Annotated in this window: 15 protein-coding genes; 7 read left to right on the forward strand and 8 right to left on the reverse strand. The window is 69.2% G+C overall.

The genetic code is table 11. From position 1 onward, the window contains the following. Positions 1 to 190: 190 nt before the first annotated feature. The 3 genes from serB to D451_RS0100015 all read right to left on the reverse strand — a co-directional run bounded on the left by serB (position 191) and on the right by D451_RS0100015 (position 3,136). Positions 191 to 1,402: a phosphoserine phosphatase SerB gene (gene serB / locus D451_RS0100005; RefSeq protein WP_014912366.1), complete on the reverse strand. Its 1,212-nt coding sequence runs from the start codon at positions 1,400 to 1,402 to the stop codon at positions 191 to 193. Positions 1,403 to 1,503: 101 nt separating this feature from the next. Beyond that, positions 1,504 to 2,163 (reverse strand): DUF1707 SHOCT-like domain-containing protein, encoded by a 660-nt coding sequence (locus tag D451_RS0100010; RefSeq protein ID WP_014908908.1) that lies wholly within the window; start codon positions 2,161 to 2,163, stop codon positions 1,504 to 1,506. 211 nt (positions 2,164 to 2,374) lie between these two features. Further along, a complete protein-coding gene (locus tag D451_RS0100015; protein WP_017532963.1) occupies positions 2,375 to 3,136 on the reverse strand; it encodes a hypothetical protein in 762 nt (253 codons plus the stop codon). 55 nt (positions 3,137 to 3,191) lie between these two features. Between D451_RS0100015 and D451_RS0100020 the strand changes: the two genes are divergently transcribed. The 3 genes from D451_RS0100020 (at position 3,192) to D451_RS0100030 (ending at position 6,145) form a co-directional block, all read left to right on the forward strand. Next, positions 3,192 to 3,977 (forward strand): ABC transporter ATP-binding protein, encoded by a 786-nt coding sequence (locus D451_RS0100020; RefSeq protein ID WP_014911100.1) that lies wholly within the window; start codon positions 3,192 to 3,194, stop codon positions 3,975 to 3,977. Positions 3,978 to 4,300: 323 nt separating this feature from the next. Next, a complete protein-coding gene (locus D451_RS0100025) occupies positions 4,301 to 5,227 on the forward strand; it encodes an SPFH domain-containing protein (protein ID WP_014913130.1) in 927 nt (308 codons plus the stop codon). Between the two features lie 159 nt (positions 5,228 to 5,386). Beyond that, on the forward strand, positions 5,387 to 6,145 hold the full coding sequence (locus D451_RS0100030; protein WP_014911264.1) for a sulfite exporter TauE/SafE family protein: 759 nt from the start codon (positions 5,387 to 5,389) through the stop codon (positions 6,143 to 6,145). A gap of 19 nt (positions 6,146 to 6,164) precedes the next feature. On the opposite strand, the gene D451_RS0100035 is transcribed toward D451_RS0100030, so the two are convergent. From D451_RS0100035 to D451_RS0100045, 3 genes are all read right to left on the reverse strand, one after another. Beyond that, the gene (locus tag D451_RS0100035; RefSeq protein ID WP_014912646.1) at positions 6,165 to 6,788 is read right to left on the reverse strand and encodes an HD domain-containing protein; all 624 of its coding nucleotides are present in this window, start codon (positions 6,786 to 6,788) and stop codon (positions 6,165 to 6,167) included. A gap of 199 nt (positions 6,789 to 6,987) precedes the next feature. Next, the gene (locus D451_RS0100040; RefSeq protein WP_017532964.1) at positions 6,988 to 7,866 is read right to left on the reverse strand and encodes an alpha/beta hydrolase family protein; all 879 of its coding nucleotides are present in this window, start codon (positions 7,864 to 7,866) and stop codon (positions 6,988 to 6,990) included. Continuing rightward, positions 7,860 to 8,450, reverse strand: a complete 591-nt coding sequence (locus D451_RS0100045) for a TetR/AcrR family transcriptional regulator (RefSeq protein ID WP_017532965.1) — start codon at positions 8,448 to 8,450, stop codon at positions 7,860 to 7,862. The genes D451_RS0100040 and D451_RS0100045 overlap by 7 nt, the downstream gene beginning before the upstream one ends. Positions 8,451 to 8,900: 450 nt before the next feature. On the opposite strand from D451_RS0100045, the gene D451_RS0100050 reads away from it, so the two are divergent. Further along, entirely contained in the window at positions 8,901 to 10,361 is a 1,461-nt protein-coding gene (locus D451_RS0100050) for an aldehyde dehydrogenase (NADP(+)) (RefSeq protein WP_017532966.1), read from the forward strand. 135 nt (positions 10,362 to 10,496) lie between these two features. Next, positions 10,497 to 11,528 (forward strand): adenosine deaminase, encoded by a 1,032-nt coding sequence (add, locus tag D451_RS0100055; protein WP_017532967.1) that lies wholly within the window; start codon positions 10,497 to 10,499, stop codon positions 11,526 to 11,528. 39 nt (positions 11,529 to 11,567) lie between these two features. Here the strand turns inward: add and D451_RS0100060 are convergent, their stop codons facing one another. Beyond that, positions 11,568 to 12,740 (reverse strand): DUF418 domain-containing protein, encoded by a 1,173-nt coding sequence (locus D451_RS0100060; protein WP_026124700.1) that lies wholly within the window; start codon positions 12,738 to 12,740, stop codon positions 11,568 to 11,570. A 285-nt stretch (positions 12,741 to 13,025) separates the two neighbouring features. Here D451_RS0100060 and D451_RS0100065 point away from each other — a divergent pair, with 285 nt between their 5' ends. After that, a complete protein-coding gene (locus D451_RS0100065; protein WP_017532969.1) occupies positions 13,026 to 14,033 on the forward strand; it encodes a TetR/AcrR family transcriptional regulator C-terminal domain-containing protein in 1,008 nt (335 codons plus the stop codon). Between the two features lie 102 nt (positions 14,034 to 14,135). Beyond that, positions 14,136 to 16,118: an APC family permease gene (locus D451_RS0100070; protein WP_017532970.1), complete on the forward strand. Its 1,983-nt coding sequence runs from the start codon at positions 14,136 to 14,138 to the stop codon at positions 16,116 to 16,118. A gap of 43 nt (positions 16,119 to 16,161) precedes the next feature. Here D451_RS0100070 and D451_RS0100075 read toward each other — a convergent pair whose 3' ends face one another. Next, the gene (locus D451_RS0100075; protein WP_017532971.1) at positions 16,162 to 17,277 is read right to left on the reverse strand and encodes a CapA family protein; all 1,116 of its coding nucleotides are present in this window, start codon (positions 17,275 to 17,277) and stop codon (positions 16,162 to 16,164) included. Positions 17,278 to 17,540 lie beyond the last annotated feature (263 nt).

Raw genomic sequence — 17,540 nt, forward strand, 5'->3', positions numbered from 1 at the left:
TCCCTTTCTTTTTTGTGTGTTGGGGGGTGCCTTGGGGTGCCCCCCTTTTTTTGTGCCCGAAGGTCGATTCGACGGCACCGTGTTCCCTGGATGACCGTGTTCCCCGGATGGACGAAGGCCCCTGGAAGAGGCTGTCCCTCTCCAGAGGCCTGGATGGTCGGTCGGGCTCCCGCCCCTGCCGGGGCGGTTCTCAGCCGTGCAGGTCGGCCGCTTCGATCTCCTCGCGGGTGATGCCCAGGATGAAGGCGATCGTGTCCAGGTAGGGCACGTTCACGGAGGTGTCCGCCTGCTCGCGGACCACCGGTTTGGCGTTGAAGGCCACGCCCAGACCCGCGGTCTGGAGCATGTCCAGGTCGTTGGCCCCATCGCCGATGGCGACGGTCTGGTTCAGTGGGACCCCGGCCTGTTCGGCGAAGTCCCGGAGCGTGATGGCCTTGCCCTTGCGGTCGATGATGGGGCCGACCAGTTCACCGGTCAGGACGCCGTCGACGACCTCCAGGGTGTTGGCCGCGGAGTAGTCCAGCCCGAGGCGTTCCACCAGGACGTCGGTGATCTGGGTGAAGCCCCCGCTGACGATCCCGCACTCGTAACCCAGGTGCTTGAGGGTGCGCACGAGGGTGCGGGCTCCCGGCGTCAACCGGATCTCGTCGCGGACCTTCTCGATGGCGGATGCGTCCAGCCCCTTCAGGAGGGCCACCCGTCGGCGGAGGGACTCCTCGAAGTCCAACTCGCCGCGCATGGCCTCCTCGGTGACCTTGGCGACCTCGTCCTCGCAGCCGGCGTGCGCGGCCAGGAGTTCGATGACCTCGCCCTGGATCAGGGTGGAGTCCACGTCCATGATCACCAGGTGCTTGCTACGCCGGTGCAGGCCACCGGCCTGAACGGCGACGTCCACACCCTGGGTGGCGGACTCCATGGCCAGTTCGGCCCGGAGCTGGTCGGCGTTGCCGCCGGAGATCTCCATCTCGACGGAGGTCACCGGGTAGGCGGAGAGTCGTTCGATCCGGTCGATGTTCGCGCCGGAGCGGGCCACGCACGAGGCGATGGCGCCGAGAGCCCCCGGTCGCAGTGGAGAGGCCAGCACGGTGACGTGCAGCCGTTCCTCTCCGGAGGCGTTGACACGCCCGTTGCCGTCCGCGTACTCGACGTCCATCTCGAGGTCGATCGCGGTCTTGTCGAGGGCCGAGCGGACCTCTTCGTAGACCCGCCGGTGACTCACCCCCGGGGCGACCCGTTCGTCCACTTCGAGAACGGCGCCCAGGACGAGGCGACCACCGAGGACGACCTGCTCCAGGTCGACGATGGTCACCGGAAAGACGGAGAGCGTGCTCAGAAGACGTGCGCTGATGCCCGGGCGGTCGTGCCCGGTCATCGTTACCAACAACGTGGATTCATCACTCATGGCATACTCCACGGTACTCGGCCGCGGTGTGCGAATGATGTCGAGGGGGCGGAGTTTGCCCAGCTAGTCCAGCATGTGGACGGTCGATCGGGAGGCGTGGGTCACTTCTCGCGACGGTCCTTGCGCTTCTTCTTCGACTTCTTGGCCTTGACGTCGACCCCGCCCAGCATGCAGGATCCGGTCAGATGTACGACGGGGGCGTTCGGGTCGGTGACCTGGTCCGTTCCGTGCAGATCGGCACCCCCCAGAATCGCCGACGTGTTGTTGATCACCCGGACGCCGTGCGGCACGGTGATGTCGACCCCGCCCATGATCACCGCGAGCTGGATGGTCACCTCGTGGCGGCTCAGCACCGCCTCGCGCAGGTCCAGTTCGACCCCGCCGCAGAGCACCGACACGTTGGTGCGTGGTTCGACCAGCCAGCGGCCACGGCGCTCGGCTCCGCCGAACACCGCCACGAGGTTCTCCGACCCCTTGCTCTGTCCGGCCAGGTCACGGGCGTCACTGCCGAGGATCTCCATGCCGTCGGGACCGTCGGAGCGGTCCGTGCCGCCGTATCCCGGTACGGGTCCGGGGGCGCCGGGCGAGGGCAGATCGGACACGATGGGCGCGAGTTCGCCGATGGTCTTGGCCCGGTAGAGGGTGTCCAGTCGTTCCTCGTGTTCGACGGGGGTGAGGCGCCCCTCGGCCAGGGCCTCCCGGAGCCGTTCGGCAACCTGGTCCCGGTCCGCGTCGGAAGCTCGGATGTGCTCGGGTTGCATGATGACGGCTCTCCTCCTCGGTGGGTCGACCATGAAAGGTCTCACACCCAAGTATCGACGTGGGGGCGTGGTTCGGGATCAGGTGTCGCCCCTGGTTCATCCCGGAGACTCCCCGCGCTCGATACCAGGGTCCCACCCGGTGCCCTCGGGGGCCAGACCCTTCTTCCGGCTCACGAGGGACGCGGGGGCGGGTTGCCGGTCGGGAGCGCTCTCAGGGGAGCGCGATGGCGGCGTGGGCGGCGATGAGGGCGCGACGCACGCTCGCGTCCAGTTCACGTAGGGCGGCGTCTCTCAGGCCCATCTGGTGCGCGCTCACGCCGCGCCCCCGGCCGGGTTCGGCGAGCCGCAGCACGCGGGCCAGTCGTTCGGCCTGGGCGGCGACCCGATGGGCCCGAGGCGGATACCCGTGGGCGAGGGGCGGGGTTCCCATGTCGCCGAGGTCGTCCAGGGCCCGGTGGACGGCCGGCCCGAAGGAGGCGATGTCGTCCACTCCCTGGAGGCGTTCGGCGGTCTCCATGAGGGTGAGTTTCAGTCGACGTTCCGCTTCGGGCAGATCGGGCACTCGGGGTGTGACGTTGTTCGCCGGATATGGGGTCCAGGAGACACCGACATAGGATGAACCACGCCGGTCGGCGGAGGGTACGAGTCCCACCTGTCGGTCGGACAACTGCACCAGTACCCCCTCCTGAGCCTCGATGGCGGCCTGGTTGAGCTCGGCCGGGCCGACCAGGCCGCAAGGGTCACCCCAGGTGGGCAGTGCCAACCGGAACGCGGACAACCCCAGACCACGAAGGCGTACCAGCGCGCCGCGCAGCGGTACGTCGCTGTCGAAGGGCAGGTCTCCCGGGGGTACTGTCCCGATCAGGTTGGGGCCGCCCCTGCGTTCGACGGCGTCGACGGCGTCGTCCAACCCGACGTGTCCCGACAGCCAGGCGTTGCCCCAGGCGACGAGCGGTGCGGACGTTGATTGCATTGCTTCAGGGTAGGGCGGCCCGTGCACCGGCGTGGGACGTGAGCGAAGGAGGATGATGGACGGGCGTGTTCTGGGCCTGAACGGGGTCACGGTACGACGTGGCGGGGGCCACCTGCTGGACGGCGTGGACTGGTCGGTGCTGGAGGGGGAGCGCTGGGTGATCCTGGGCCCCAACGGCGCGGGGAAGACCACTCTGTTGAACGTGGCCTCCAGCCAGACGTATCCCACCGCGGGCGGTGTGGAGATCCTGGGGGAGCGGCTCGGCGGGGTCGACGTGTTCGAGCTGCGTCCACTGATCGGTTACGCGGGTGCCTCGGTGTCCTCGCGGATCGAGGAGGACACCCCGGTCCTCGATCTGGTCCTCAGCGCCGCCTACGGCTATCTGGGCCGTTTCCGGGAGGAGTACGGGGTCCCCGACTACGGTCGTGCCCGGGCCCTGCTGGGGCACTGGGGCGTCGGCGATCTGGCGGATCGTTCCTTCCACACGCTCTCCGAGGGGGAGCGCAAACGGGTCCTGATCGCCCGTGCGCTGATGTCCGATCCGGAGTTGCTGCTCCTCGACGAGCCGGCGGCCGGGTTGGACCTGGGCGGGCGCGAGGACCTGGTGCGCCGGATGGGCAAGCTGGCGATGAGCGATGTGGCTCCGGCGCTGGTGGTGGTCTCTCATCACGTGGAGGAGATCCCCCCGGGCTTCACCCACGGTCTGCTGCTTCGTGAGGGGCGTGTGGTGAAGGCGGGTCCTCTGGGTGAGGTGATGACCGCCGAGTACCTGAGTGAGACTTTCGGGCTTCCGTTGAAGATCGAGCGTGATGGTGATCGTTGGACGGCCCGGGCTATCTGATTCCCCGTTCGTCTCGTGTTCCGCTCCGTGTACCTCTGGTACCGGGGCGGTACTCATGTGACGAAAGTGATTGGGGATGCATTTATGACAGAAAATTATTGTCCGTAAATCCTATTTCCGTCCGGATGTGGTCGACCCGGATGGGTATGGGGTAGCGTCGACGTTCAGTGAGCGGATCGCTCTATTTCGGCGCGCCCGACGCGGATCGCTGGAGCGGGTCCGCTCCCATGCTGCCTGTCACCCCCGTCAGGAGATCCGGAGCCGCCGCAGATGCCGCCACTGAACAACGCCACCCGGTCCGACGCCGGAGGGGGCCGGTAAATATGACCTCCATCATCATCGTCGCACTCTTCGTCGCCGTCCTTCTCATCATTTTCTGGCGCAGCGTGCGTATCGTCCCGCACTCGATGGAGGACGTGGTCGAGCGTTTCGGTAAGTTCCACCGCACGCTCAGCTCCGGTTTCAACATCGTGATCCCCGGGGTCGACCAGGTTCGAGAGCGGATCGACCGCCGTGTCCAGGTGGTCAGCTTCCCGCCGCAGTCGGCCATCACCGAGGACAACCTCGCGGTCGAGGTCGACTCCGCCGTGTATATAAGGGTCGCCGACGCCTACCGGGCCACCTATGAGGTCGCCAACTTCATCCAGGCCGTCGAACAGCTCACCCTGGCCACCCTGCGCAACGTCATCGGTGGCATGAACCTGGAGGGCACGCTCACCTCGCGTGACCAGATCAACCGCGAGCTCAAGTCCGTCCTGGACGAGGCGACGCGGGACTGGGGCATCGAGATCAGCCGTATCGAGCTCAAGGGCATCGAACCGCCGTCCTCCGTGCAGGAGGCGATGGAGATGCAGATGCGCGCCGATCGGGAGAAGCGCGCGCAGCTCCTCAGCGCCGAGGGCGAGAAGCAGGCCGCGGTGCTGCGGGCCGAGGGTGAGCGTTCCTCCTCCGTGCTGAGGGCCAAGGGTAACGCCGAGGCGCAGATGCTCACCGCCAAGGCGGACGCCGACGCCCAGACCCTGCGGGCCCGTGGTGAGGCCGACGCCATCCACATGGTCTTCAAGGCCCTGCACACCAGCCGGGTCGACCCGGACGTGCTGGCCTACCAGTACCTCCAGAAGCTTCCGGAGATCGCCAAGGGCGACGCCAACAAGGTGTGGATCGTCCCGGCCGAGATGGGCCAGGCCCTTCAGGGCGTGAGCAGCGCCTTCGAACGCATCCAGAGCGAGGTCGTCAGGCTTCCGACCTGACCCGGACGAGAACGTCGAGGGCCCGCCGTGTTCCGCACGGCGGGCCCTCGTGCGTCCGGCTCCGACAACGCGCCCCCGAGCCGATCACCGGATGATCGTGTCTCGTAGGCTGTTCGGGCCCTCGACGGTCGGGGTAGCGGCTGAACGGAAAGCGACGCGATGGAACTCTGGGAGGCCGCGGCCATCCTTCTCGCGGGGATCGCCGCTGGCGGTATCAACGCGATCGCGGGGTCGGGGACCCTGTTCACCTTTCCCGTGCTGCTGGCGCTCGGCTATCCGCCCATCACCGCGACCGTCTCCAACAGCATCGGCCTCGCTCCCGGTTCGCTCAGCGGGACCATCGCCTATCGGCGGGAGCTGGTCGGACAGCGTTCCCGGCTGATCCGGTTCGGCGGCATGTCCTTCATCGGCGCGATCACCGGCGCGATGTTGCTCATCTATCTGCCGCCGGGGGTCTTCGAGGCGGTGGTGCCGTTCATGATCGGCGCCGCCTGTGTCCTGATCGTGCTCCAACCCCGGATCACCAGGTGGGCCAGGTCGCGTAGGCCCGCCTCCAAGGACGGCGGCCCCTGGATGCCGGTGGGCGCCTATGTCACGGGCACCTACGGCGGGTACTTCGCCGCCGCGCAGGGGATCCTGCTGATCAGTCTCCTGGGCGCGACCCTGGACGAGGATCTCCAGCGGCTCAACGCCCTGAAGAACGCGCTCACCACCATCGCCAACAGCACGGCCGCCGTGTTCTACATCGTGCTGGCCTCGCCCGCGTGGGCGGTGGTCGGGTTGATCATGGCCGGGACGATCATCGGGGGTTACCTGGGCGCCCACTTCGGGCGCAGGCTCAGCCCCACGGCGTTGCGGGTGTGCCTGGTGCTGGTGGGGCTGACCGCCGCGATCCAGCTCCTCATGGGCCGGGTCTGACCGAGGTCCGCCGCCGGGTTCAGGCGCCGAGGTAGCCGCGTCGGGTGGCGTCGTCGATCAAGGCGGTCGCGTACGCGCCGAGCGCCTCGGAGCCCTCCGTGATGAGCTTCACCTTCGCCATGACCTCGGCGCGGGTGATCCCGAAGCGCACCCAGGTGCCGCCCTCGTTGTGCCAGTTGGCGAGCATGGGGGAGAGGCGGTCGATCGCCCGGGCGAAGCGTGCCTCGGGGGTGGTCCTGGCCTCGAACTCGTCCCACAGTTCGCGGGCGCGCAGGGCCTGGTCCTCGGGGAGCAGCGGGAAGAGCCGGTCGGCGGCGGCGCGCTCGCGCTCGGCCTGGGACTCGGAGTCGCGCTGGTCGTAGACGAAGGTGTCGCCGGCGTCGATCTCCACGATGTCGTGGATGAGGAGCATCTCGGTGACGCGTTCGATGTCGGTGCCCTCGGGCGCGTACTCGGCGAAGGTACGGGCGGAGAGGGCCAGATGCCAGGAGTGTTCGGCGGAGTTCTCCCGGCGGGAGCCGTCCACCAGCAGGTTCTGCCGTAGGACGCGCTTGAGTTTGTCCACTTCCAGGATGAAGCGCAGTTGCGCGTTCAACCGTTCGTTGTCGACCCCGCTGGCAAAGACCGGTGCCGGTTCCGTCACGTGGTTCGCCCTCCTGAAGGATGAACGGATCAGGTGGGACCGCTGGGCGCGGTCGCCACTGGATGATCCCATGGAACACGCGCCGCCTGTCGCGTCGGCGACCGGCGACCGACCTGAGAGAGAAGGCGGCGAGGTCCCTTGGGTGAACGCGCGGTGACCCCGGCCCTTCCGGGTTCGCCCGGACACCGAGGGGGAGCGCTCATCCTCCGGGGTCCGTGCGGACCTGGGAGGAAACGGTCAGGTTCCTATGGAACCATTCTGTCAGCGCCCGGTCGGTGAGGACCCCCGCCGGAGTGATCGGTCCGGGTTCGAGGCCCGGTTCGGGGCCGATCGAATGCGCCAGGTCCGGTACGACGATGTGACGGAGCGCATGTTCTCCGTCCTGATGGGCGAGCCGATCGTGGAGGGCCCGGCCCGAACGGGGCGGGGCGACCTCGTCCCGGCCGCCGTTGATCACGAGCAGGGGCGTGGAGCCCGGGGAGAGCTCCTCGGCCCGTGCGATCAGGTGCAGCCGTTCGTGGGCGTCCCGGGCCCGCGGTGTCCATGGGTAGGGGACACCGGTGCGTCGTTCGCGTGCGGCCATCAAGAGGGCCGGATCGACGATCGGGTTGATCACGGCGGCGGCGCCCACCGGCATCCGTCTCTCGGCCAGGGCGAGAAGGACCGCGGTGGCTCCGGCGCCCACGCCGACCAGGCCTGTGGGGGTGTCGGTCACGGGAAGGGCGGACCGGAGCTCTTTCTCGACCTCGCCCAGTTCGGCGGCGGCCCGCTCGACCACGGGGCCGAAGAGTTCGGTGAGGTAGTCGCGTTCACCGAGTCCGTTGACCTCGGCCACGCCGCCGGGGGGCAGGCGTGCTCCGAACAGGGGCAGACCCAGGTAGACCCGCCAGGCCGGTAACGAGGCCATGGGGACCGTCCCGGCGAGGGCGGCCTCGCTCCGGGGCGGTTCGAAGGCGTGCAGTCCGATGACGAGGGGCGCCGGGGCCTCGGTGGGGGCGGCCGGGGGCAGGACGAGGTAGGGGACGCCCGCGGCGGTGCCGGTGCGGGGCGCCGCGAGGGTTCTCGCCTGGTCTACCACGGATGGTCGCTCCCCTCCTGCTCGGAGAACTGGGACAGGTAGCCGCTGACCAGGCGCTTGGCCTCGTGGATCAGGTCGGGGTCCCCTTCGGGGTTGCCGCGGAAGGCCAGTTTGAGGACGGCGTCGGCGGCCTCCACGGAGACGTGGATGGCGCGGTCGAGTCCCTCGTCGTCCGAGATCTCCGCGGAGGAGACGATGATCTTGCGCAGTCGCTCCGAGATGACCCGGTTGTTGTCGCTGCCTCCGTTGAGCAGCCGTTGGTCGACGATGTCGCCGAAGTGCAGGCTGCGAAAGCCCGGGACGTTCCGGTGCATGTCGATGTACTCGTCGATGATCGCGTCGACGGCGACGGTCCAGTGGGTGAAGGAGACGTCGGCGAGGCGTTCGGTGACCCTGGTGCCGAACTGGTCGAGAAAGCGCAGGCCCAAGGCCTGGGTGATCGCCTTCTTGTCCGGGAAGAACTGGTAGACGGAACCGATGGCCACGCCGGCCCGTTCCGCGATCCGCGTGGTGGACAGGTTGTCGTAGCCGACCTCGTCGAGGAGTTCGGCGCAGCAGTCGAGCATGCGCTGCACGCGGACCATGCTGCGTTGCTGTGCCGGCAGCCTGCGTAGAGGGGCTTGCGCGAACGCGAGATCGTCGTGGGCGACTCTGTCTGGTCCACGGCTCTCGCGCCGTGTGGAGGTCCCCTTCTCCGACTCGGGGGACCGTCGCGCGCGGGGGGGTGCTGAGCTTCGGGAATTCGTCGTCACACCACCTATGATGCCTTTCCGGAATCACCTGGTTCCGGGAAATTCGAGTTTCGTTCGAGCGGCCTCCGGAAAGCGTGGTCGTCTTCTCTCTTGGCCGGTGTTCGTGCAGGTGAAACCGGTTGGAGAGGTATCCACCGCCCTCTTTTGTCGGGTTTCTCCAGGGCGTCGCGGTGTGTGACCGCATCGTCGCTCACCGAACGTTCGCCCCCGTGCGCTTCTTCGATGCCCGTGGCATCGTGGTGCCGTACCGCGTCGTCGTACCCACCCCCTGGAGGTTCCGGCATGACCGATGAGACGTCCGAGACGACGATGGAGGAACTCGACTCCGTCCTGCGGCGCGCTGCCGAGGCGGCGCCGCTCCTCGCGTCGACCACACCCGCCGACCGGGCCCGGATGTTGCGTTCGGTGGCCGACGCCTTGGACGGCGCGGCCGATCGGCTGGTCCCCGTGGCCATGGCCGAGGCGCACTATCCCGAGACACGTTGCCGGAGCGAGCTGGGCCGCACCACCTTCCAGCTGCGCCTGTTCGCCGACGTGCTGGAGGACGGCGGGTACCTGGAGGTCATGGTCGATCCGGCCGATCCGGAGTGGGGGACGCCCCGTCCCGACGTGCGCCGGTTGCTCGTGCCCCTGGGTCCCGTGGTGGTGTTCGGGGCGAGCAACTTCCCCTTCGCCTTCTCCACCGTCGGGGGTGACAGCGCCTCCGCCCTGGCGGCCGGCTGTCCCGTCGTGGTCAAGGCCCACCCCGGCCATCCGGAACTGGCCCGGCTCACCACGGACATCGTCGTGGAGGCCCTCGCCGAGGCGGGGGCACCCGAGGGTGTGTTCGCCCTGGTGAGCGGGTTCGAGGCGGGGCGCGCCGCGGTGCTCCACCCGAATACGCGCGCGGTCGGCTTCACCGGTTCCATCCCCGGTGGCCGTGCCCTGTACGATCTGGCGGTCTCGCGCCCCGATCCGATCCCGTTCTACGGGGAGCTCGGCAGCGTCAACCCCGTCTTCGTGACCCGGGCGGCGATGGCCGGGCGAGGCGCGCGGATCCTGGAGGAGTACGCCGCTTCGGCCACGTTGGGATCGGGGCAGTTCTGCACCAAGCCGGGGGTCGTCTTCCTGCCGGAGGGGGCCGGGACGGGGTCCCTGGTGGCCGACTTCGAGGCGCGCGCGGCGGCTCCGCTGCTCAACGACCGGGTGGCCGACGGGTTCGCCCGAGGGTTGGACGCGTTGGCCGCCCATCCCGCCACGAAGGTCCTGGTCCAGGGTGCGCGGACCGAGGAGGGGTGGACGCCGAGCCTGTTGAGCACGGACCTGGACTCCCTGTTGGAGCATTCCGAGGAGTTGCTGAACGAGTGCTTCGGTCCGGCCACGCTCGTGGTCTCCTACCCGGACGAGCGGCGTCTTCTGGAGGTGGGCGGTGTCCTGCACGGCCAGTTGACGGTGACCGTCCACGGTGAGGAGGACGATCCGATGGCCCCGGCGCTGTTGGCCTTGGGCGCCTCGGTGGCGGGTCGGGTGATCTGGAACGGCTGGCCGACCGGGGTGGCGGTCACGCACGCGATGACCCACGGCGGCCCCTACCCGGCGACGACGGCCTCGACCCACACCTCGGTGGGCTCGACCGCGATCCGTCGGTTCCTGCGTCCGGTCACCTATCAGGCGGTGCCGGAGGCCCTGCTGCCGGCCGAGTTGCGGGACGCCAACCCGCTCGGTGTGCCCAGGAGGGTGAACGGGGGGACCCCGTCGGTCTGAAGCCGGGCCGGTGGTCCGGTCCGCCCGGACCACCGGCCCTTCGCTCTCCGCCCTGGTGGGGGCTTTCTGACGGATCGGCGTGAGGTCGAGCCGCGAGGGGTTGGGGGTCGGTCGCCGTGTGCGTACGCTCACGCCATGAACAGCCACGCGACCGCCCATGACATCGAATCGTTCGTCCGCGAACTGCCCAAGGTGGAGCTCCACGTCCATCTGGAGGGCTCGATGCCGGCGGAGACCCTCTTCGAACTGGCCGCGCGCCACGAGGTCACCGAACTCCCGGACACGCTGGAGAAGCTGAGGGAGTGGTACGTCTTCACCGACTTCCCGCATTTCGTGGAGGTGTACCTGGTCTCGGTGCGCACTCTGCGGGAGGAGGCGGACTTCTCCCTGTTGGCCTCGGTCGTCGCCGAGCGCCTGGCGGCGCAGAACGTCCGCTACGCCGAGGTCCACGTCAGTCTGTACACCCACTTGATGCGCGGGGTCCCGGCCAAGGTCGTCTTCGACGGGATCGAGCAGGCCAGGATCAGGGCCGAGCGTGAGCACGGGATCCGGCTGCGCTGGATCCCCGACTTCCCCTCCGACTTCGGGCCGGAGGCGGCCGAGGCGACGGTGGAGGCCGTACTGCGGGACGGCCCGCCGAGCGTGGTGGGTTTCGGGGTGGGCGGGATCGAGTCCCCGATGGAGCCCTACACCGAGGTGTTCGCGCGGGCCCGGGCGGCGGGTCTGGCGAGTCTGCCGCACGCCGGGGAGCACGGTGGGCCGGTACGGGTCCGTGAGGCTCTGGACCTGCTGCGCGCCGAGCGGATCGGGCACGGGATCGACAGCATGAGGGATCCGGAGCTGGTGGCCCGCCTCGTCGATGAGCGGATCCCGGTGGACGTCAGTCCCACCTCCAACCTCCGGACCCGGGCGGTGGAGCGGATCGAGGACCATCCCCTGCCCGCGATGCTCGACGCGGGGCTGGCGGTGACGCTCAACAGTGACGACCCGACGATGTTCGGCAGCGACCTGACCGGCGAGTACCTGCTCGCCCACGATCTTGTGGGCGCCGAGGGGCTGGTGCGGCTGCTCCGTAACGGGGTCGAGGCCTCCTATCTCGGAACGGCCCATCGACACGCCCTCCAGGCCGAGATCGACGGGGTGGTCGAGCGGCACGGGGTGGCCTGAGCGGCTCCGGGCCCGGGGGTCCCCCGGGCCCGGAGACCCCTATCGGGTGGGGCCGTAGGTGAGCCGGCGCAGGGCGGTCTCGGCCGGTCCGCGTCGGTCGCCACGACGCATGAGGTCGGCCAGTAGCACGGTGGCCCCCCATACGGCCACGGCGATGGCGACGCCGAGGGCGGAGGAGGTGAGCTGCACGTGGAGCGCGTAGGAGGAGAACAGCACCGCCCACACCACCGACTGCGCCAGGTAGAAGGTCATGGAGCGTTGCCCCAGGGCGGACAGGGCGTCGGTCACCCGCCCTCGCCGGTCGTTCAGGTGGACCGCGATCAGGGCGATGAGCGCCGCGTAGCCCAGACCTCCGGCGTAACCGGTCACCTGGTGCAGCGGGGTGATGAGGAGGAGGTCCAGTGGTGTGGCGTCGGTCCACACACCGGTCTTGGTCAGTGCCAGGGGGACCCCGCCCAGGACGGCCAGGGGGATGCCGACGAAGGCGGCGGCGCGCAGTAGGCGCAGGTGTTCACGAGGCTTCTCCAGGACCCGGTGCCGGGCCGCGAGGACCCCGATCAGGAACGGCACGACGGTGCTGAGGAACATCAGCACGATGAGGAACGGGTAGAAGGACAGGCGGAAGAGGAGCTCGTCCACGAACCCGTCGGGCATCAGGGGCGTCCCCTGGCCGTTCATGGCCTCGTCGGCGGCGAGCAGGGCGTGGGCGGCCGCGGCCAAGGGCAGCCAGAGCGACGCCAGGATCACCAGGGTCCGGTCGCGGAGACGCAGCACCCCGACGAAGAGCAGGGCCACGATGCCGTAGACGGCCAGGATGTCCCCGAAGAAGAGCAGCGCGGCGTGGGCGACCCCGAAGACGATCAGCCAGAGGCCGCGTCGACGTAGGAGGGCCCGGGTCGGACGCCACTCGTGTCCCTGTTCGGTCCGACGGCGGTGGATCTGGGCGAGGCCGTAGCCGAACAGCGCCGCGAACATCGGGTACGCGCGCAGGTCCACGAAAACGATGGTGCCGCCGGTGGCGATCCGGTCGAGGACGGTGGGGGCGGTCTCGTCGCCGCCGATGAACACGGTGAACAGGTGCGCGTGGGCGAGCGCGATGAGCAGGAGCATGATCCCGCGCGCCAGGTCCGGAGCGAGCGATCGGTCGGCCGCGGGGAGCGGGCGGTTCGTGGTGTCCGGTGCGCGGGGCACGGACGCGGACGTCTGGGACATGGCGGACTCCGGGCGGTCGTGGGTGAGGGTGGGTGAAACGGTGTACGCGATCAGGGTCGATGAACGCGGTGCCAGTGGGTGGTGTACCTCGTGCGTACACAATAAACAAGAAACACCCTTCATAGAAATCCTTTGTAAAATCGGGAATAACCTCGCAAGTGCACTAGTGCTCTCTGGGGATGTCCAGGTGTGGAGCGGGGAGGGGGCGCATGTGTCGCGACGCTCTTCAAGGGGTGGTGCACTAGTACACTTGAGGTTCTCGTCGTGTGATCCGAGAGGAGGACGATGAACGAGGACACGGAATCGGGACTCGCGCCCTACGCGCGGATCGTCGCCGACATCCGCTCGTGTATCGACACGGGGGAGCTGCGACCGGGGGACCGGGTGCCCTCGACCAGGGAGATCACCCGACGATGGGGGGTCGCCATGGCCACCGCCACCAAGGCGCTCACCGTCCTGCGTCGAGAGGGGCGGGTCGAGGCCGTGCGCGGAGTGGGGACGGTCGTTCGAAGAGCACCCACGACGGACCCTGTGCCCGCCGACCCCGCCGGACCCGTGGCCGAGACGTCCGAAGACGGAGGATCGAGGGGACGATCGCGTACCACCCCGGGCGCGGAACGTCGGCCCCACCCCGAACCGCACCTGACCCGCGAGGGCATCGTGCGGGCCGCCATCGCCATCGCCGACGACGAGGGCATCGAAGGCCTGTCCATGCGTCGGGTCTCGACCGAGCTGCGGGTCAGCACCATGGCCCTGTACCGGCACGTCGCGAGCAAGGGAGAACTGCTGACGGAGATGGTCGACCACCTCTACACGGTCGACGCTCTTCCCGAGCCCCCGCCCGATGATTGGCGGCGAGCGCTCGAGGTGGCCCTGCTCGGCGAGTGGGAGATCTACCGCAGACATCCCTGGGCGGCGCGGCTGACCGTGATGGCGGGCGGTGTCGTCTCTCCCGGGCTCATGAGGAACGCCGAGTGGATGATGAGGGTGATCGTCGCTCAGGGCAACACGCCCGACGAGGCCTTGGAGATCCTCACCATCGTGTCCGCCTACACCTCCGGCATGGCCTTGCAGGCCACCCGGTTGGCCTTGGAGGAACACGAGATCGGCATGGACGCCGCGCAGTGGTGGTGTCACCGGGGGCCGGATCTTCATCGACTCGCCGATCAGGGCGCCTATCCCACCATGTTCGGTGTGTCCGGCCCACCCGACGTCGACGGGATGTTCGAGCCCGGAATGCGAAGGCTCCTCGACGGGATCGCGCCCCTGATGGAGAGGACCGGGACGCTCTGAGGTCCTCCCGGTCGCTCCGGAAGGACCGACACGCCCACGACCTGCCCTCCTTCGACCGTTCGGCCACGCAGACTTGGGCGAGGACGTTCGGTCGGGGGAGACGTGTTGAAGCAGGACGCCGCGCGGGACGGTTACCACTGGGAGGTCCCCTGCCGGGGGCGCAGACTCGGACGGTGGTCGGCCCCGGTGGCCCGGTGGATGACGGCGCACCAGGTCGACGACGTGGGCGGCGCGGGCTCTCGCCCGCGGGCGGAGCGACAGCACGCCTGGTGGAAGGTCATGTGCCTGACCGGGGTGGACTACTTCTCCACGCTGAGCTACCTCCCCAGCATCGCCATCCTCACGGCCGGAGCCCTCTCCCCGATCGCCACCCTGCTGATCGTGTTGCTGACGCTGTTCGGCATGTTGCCGATCTATCGGCGTGTGGCCGAGCGCAGCCCGCACGGTCAGGGGTCGGTGGCGATGCTGGCGCACCTGTTGCCGGAGTGGCGGGGCAAGTTCCTGGTCCTGTGTCTGCTCGGGTTCGTGGCGACCTCCTGGATCATCACCATCACCCTGTCCACGGCCGACGCCACCGCCCACCTGGCGGCCAACCCCTACACGCCCGCGATGATGGCCGAGCACCCGGTGCCGGTCACCCTGGTTCTCCTCGCCCTGCTGGGGGCGGTGTTCCTGGCGGGGTTCAAGGAGGCCGTGAGGTTGGCGATCCCTCTGGTCGTGCTGTTCCTCGCGTTGAACCTGGTGGTCGTGGTGGCGGCGTTGGGTCACATCGCCGCCGACCCGCGGCTCCTGTCCCAGTGGGAGGGCGGCCTGTTGGACGGCGGTCTCTGGTCGACCACCACCGTCGTGCTGCTCGCCTTCCCGCTTCTGGTCCTGGGGCTGTCCGGGTTCGAGACCGGCGTGAGCATGATGCCTCTGGTGCGCGCGGAGGGGGAGACCGCCGAGGAGCGGCTACGGGCGCGGATCGCGAGCACCCGCAGGCTCCTCACCACCGCGGCGGTGATCATGAGCGTCTACCTGCTGGCGACGACCTTCGTCAGCGGGGTACTGGTCCCCCGCCAGGACGTGGTGGCCGGCGGCCCGGCGGCCGACCGCGTCATGGCCTACCTGGCGCACGACCTGCTCGGGCAGGGGTTCGGTACCGTCTACGACGTCTCCACGATCCTCATCCTCTGGTTCGCGGGCGCCTCGGCGATGGCCGGACTCATCAACATCGTTCCGCGCTACCTGCCCCACTACGGGATGGCCCCGGCCTGGGGGACCGCCGTCCGACCGGTGGTCCTGGTCTACACGGCCCTGACGATGGTGATCACGATCGTCTTCGGCGCCGGGGTGGACGCCCAGTCCGGCGCCTACGCGACCGGCATCCTGGCGATGCTGGTGACCGCGGCGGTGGCGGTGACCGTCATCGTGCACCGCAAGAGGGCGAGGTGGGCCACGCTCGGGTTCGCGGTCCTGACCTTCGTGTTCGGGTTCGCGCTGGTGGACAACATCGTCACCAGGCCGGACGGGTTGGCCATCGCCCTGCTGTTCGTGGTGGCGATCATCGCGGTCTCCCTGATCTCCCGGGCTCTGCGCAGCACCGAACTGCGCGCGCACTCGGTGGATCTGGACGCGACCGCCCTGCGGTTCGTCCGTGAGGCCGCGCGTCACGGACGCCTCTTCCTCTTCGCGAATCGGCCGCGTTCGGGCGAGGCGGACGAGTACGCGGCCACCGAGGCCGAGCAGCGCCGACTCAACCCGGTGTCGCTGCGTGTGCCGCCCCTGTTCGTCGAGGTACGGGTCCACCACCCCTCGGACTTCGAGGGGACGCTCGGTGTGAGCGGTACCTGGATCCACGGGCATCGTGTGCTGAGGGTGAGCAGCCCGGCGGTCCCCAACGCCCTGGCGGCCGTCCTGCTGTGCCTGCGCGACGCCACCGGCACGATCCCGCACTGTTACTTCGCCTGGTCCGAACGGTCGCCGGTGCGGGCCTTCTTCCGCTTCCTGATGCTGGGCAACGGAGGCACCGCCGGGTTCACCCGGGAGATCCTTCGGGAGAACGAGCCCGACGCCGAACGCAGGCCCGTGGTGCACGTCAGTTGAACGGGCGGGCCCGGGACGAGCCGTCCCGGGCCCGCCCGTCGTGTCAGACGGGGGAGTCGCTCAGGGGCAGGTCGCACTGGACGCGCATATCGGTCCAGGTCCGTTCGGCCCGTTCGGCGTCGACCCCCTCGTAGGGGATCGGGACACCCTCCTGGATCCGGGCGGGGGTCCAGTCGGACTCCAGGACCCGGCCCTCGTGGAAGGTCAGTGTGAGCACGCCGGTCTCGGCGGTCGGGCCGCTGAAGTTGTAGAACACGAAATTGCTCAGGCCGTAGTGGGCGTATCCCTCCCCCTGGAACCCTCCCGGGGAGAGCACGTGGGCATGACCGCCGACGACGGCGGCGGCCCCCGCCTCGAAGAGCTCGTCGGCCAGTGAGGGGGCGTGCGGAAGCGGGCAGTGCGCGCCCTCCAACCCCCAGTGCAGGAAGACCACCACGTTGTCGTGCTCGTCGGCGGCCTCGGAGACCGCCTCCAGCATCCGCTCCCTCATCTCGCCCTTGGTGGAGGCCAGCCCCGGTGAGCCCTCTCCCGCGGTCCACTCGGGGATGAGGTGGTCGTCCATGACGTCCGTGGCGCCGAACAGGGCGACGGTCTGTCCGTTCACCTCGGCGACGTGCGGTGTGTAGGCCTCGTCGATGTCACGGCCGGCGCCCACCAGGGCGACCGGAGACCCGTCCCCGTGGTCGAGGGTGTCGAGCAGGCCCGACTCTCCGTAGTCCATGCCGTGGTTGTTGGCGACGGTGGCCACGTCCACGCCGGCGGCGTCCAGGGCCTCCAACGCGCTCGACGGCGCGCGGAAGACGAACTCCTTACCGGGTACGGGGACCCCGCCCTCGGTGACGGCGGTCTCCAGGTTGACCATGGCCAGGTCGGCCGCCGAGAGGTGTTCGGAGACGGGGCCGAGCGCGGTCGCGGGGTCGGCGAGACGGGGGCGGAGGATGCCCTCGAACATCACGTCCCCGCCGAAGGCGATGGTGAAGGGCTCTGTGGCGGGTTCGTGGGAGGACTGCGGGGCCGCGGTGGCCTCCTCTTCGTCGACGGAGCCCCGTTCGAGTGGTTCGGGGGTCTCGTTCGTCGAGCAGGCGGCGGCGAGGGCCAGGGCCGAGAGAGCGGCGCTCATGGTGAGGAGCCGGCGCGGTCGTGGCTGTTCGAGGTTCATGCGTGCTCCAAGAGGGGGACGGAGGGCATGGCCGTCGGTGGAGCACGCGGCCGTGGAGCCCGGTCGTCCGTGGGGTCGGATGCCTGCGGTGATCTTCGGCCCCGTCGTCGCCTCGTGTCCCGGGTGCCGGAGACGGTCGGACTCTCCTCTCGGGGCAGGGGAAGTGTCGGGAGCGGACAGGTCCAACGTCAGGATAAACGCTTCTGACCAGCGAATTCATTGTTCTTTCCGTGGTGTTCCGGGGTTCTGTTGGGCAAAGGTTC

It is taken from the genome of Nocardiopsis alba DSM 43377, assembly GCF_000341225.1.
Classification (GTDB): Bacteria; Actinomycetota; Actinomycetes; order Streptosporangiales; family Streptosporangiaceae; genus Nocardiopsis; species Nocardiopsis alba.

Bases quoted from the DNA above. Each gene is read 5' to 3' on its own strand.
- serB (WP_014912366.1), bottom strand. From the start codon at position 1,402: ATGAGTGATGAATCCACGTTGTTGGTAACGATGACCGGGCACGACCGC.
- D451_RS0100010 (WP_014908908.1), bottom strand. From the start codon at position 2,163: ATGCAACCCGAGCACATCCGAGCTTCCGACGCGGACCGGGACCAGGTT.
- D451_RS0100015 (WP_017532963.1), bottom strand. From the start codon at position 3,136: ATGCAATCAACGTCCGCACCGCTCGTCGCCTGGGGCAACGCCTGGCTG.
- D451_RS0100020 (WP_014911100.1), top strand. From the start codon at position 3,192: ATGGACGGGCGTGTTCTGGGCCTGAACGGGGTCACGGTACGACGTGGC.
- D451_RS0100025 (WP_014913130.1), top strand. From the start codon at position 4,301: ATGACCTCCATCATCATCGTCGCACTCTTCGTCGCCGTCCTTCTCATC.
- D451_RS0100030 (WP_014911264.1), top strand. From the start codon at position 5,387: ATGGAACTCTGGGAGGCCGCGGCCATCCTTCTCGCGGGGATCGCCGCT.
- D451_RS0100045 (WP_017532965.1), bottom strand. From the start codon at position 8,450: ATGGTCCGCGTGCAGCGCATGCTCGACTGCTGCGCCGAACTCCTCGAC.
- D451_RS0100050 (WP_017532966.1), top strand. From the start codon at position 8,901: ATGACCGATGAGACGTCCGAGACGACGATGGAGGAACTCGACTCCGTC.
- add (WP_017532967.1), top strand. From the start codon at position 10,497: ATGAACAGCCACGCGACCGCCCATGACATCGAATCGTTCGTCCGCGAA.
- D451_RS0100060 (WP_026124700.1), bottom strand. From the start codon at position 12,740: ATGTCCCAGACGTCCGCGTCCGTGCCCCGCGCACCGGACACCACGAAC.
- D451_RS0100065 (WP_017532969.1), top strand. From the start codon at position 13,026: ATGAACGAGGACACGGAATCGGGACTCGCGCCCTACGCGCGGATCGTC.
- D451_RS0100075 (WP_017532971.1), bottom strand. From the start codon at position 17,277: ATGAACCTCGAACAGCCACGACCGCGCCGGCTCCTCACCATGAGCGCC.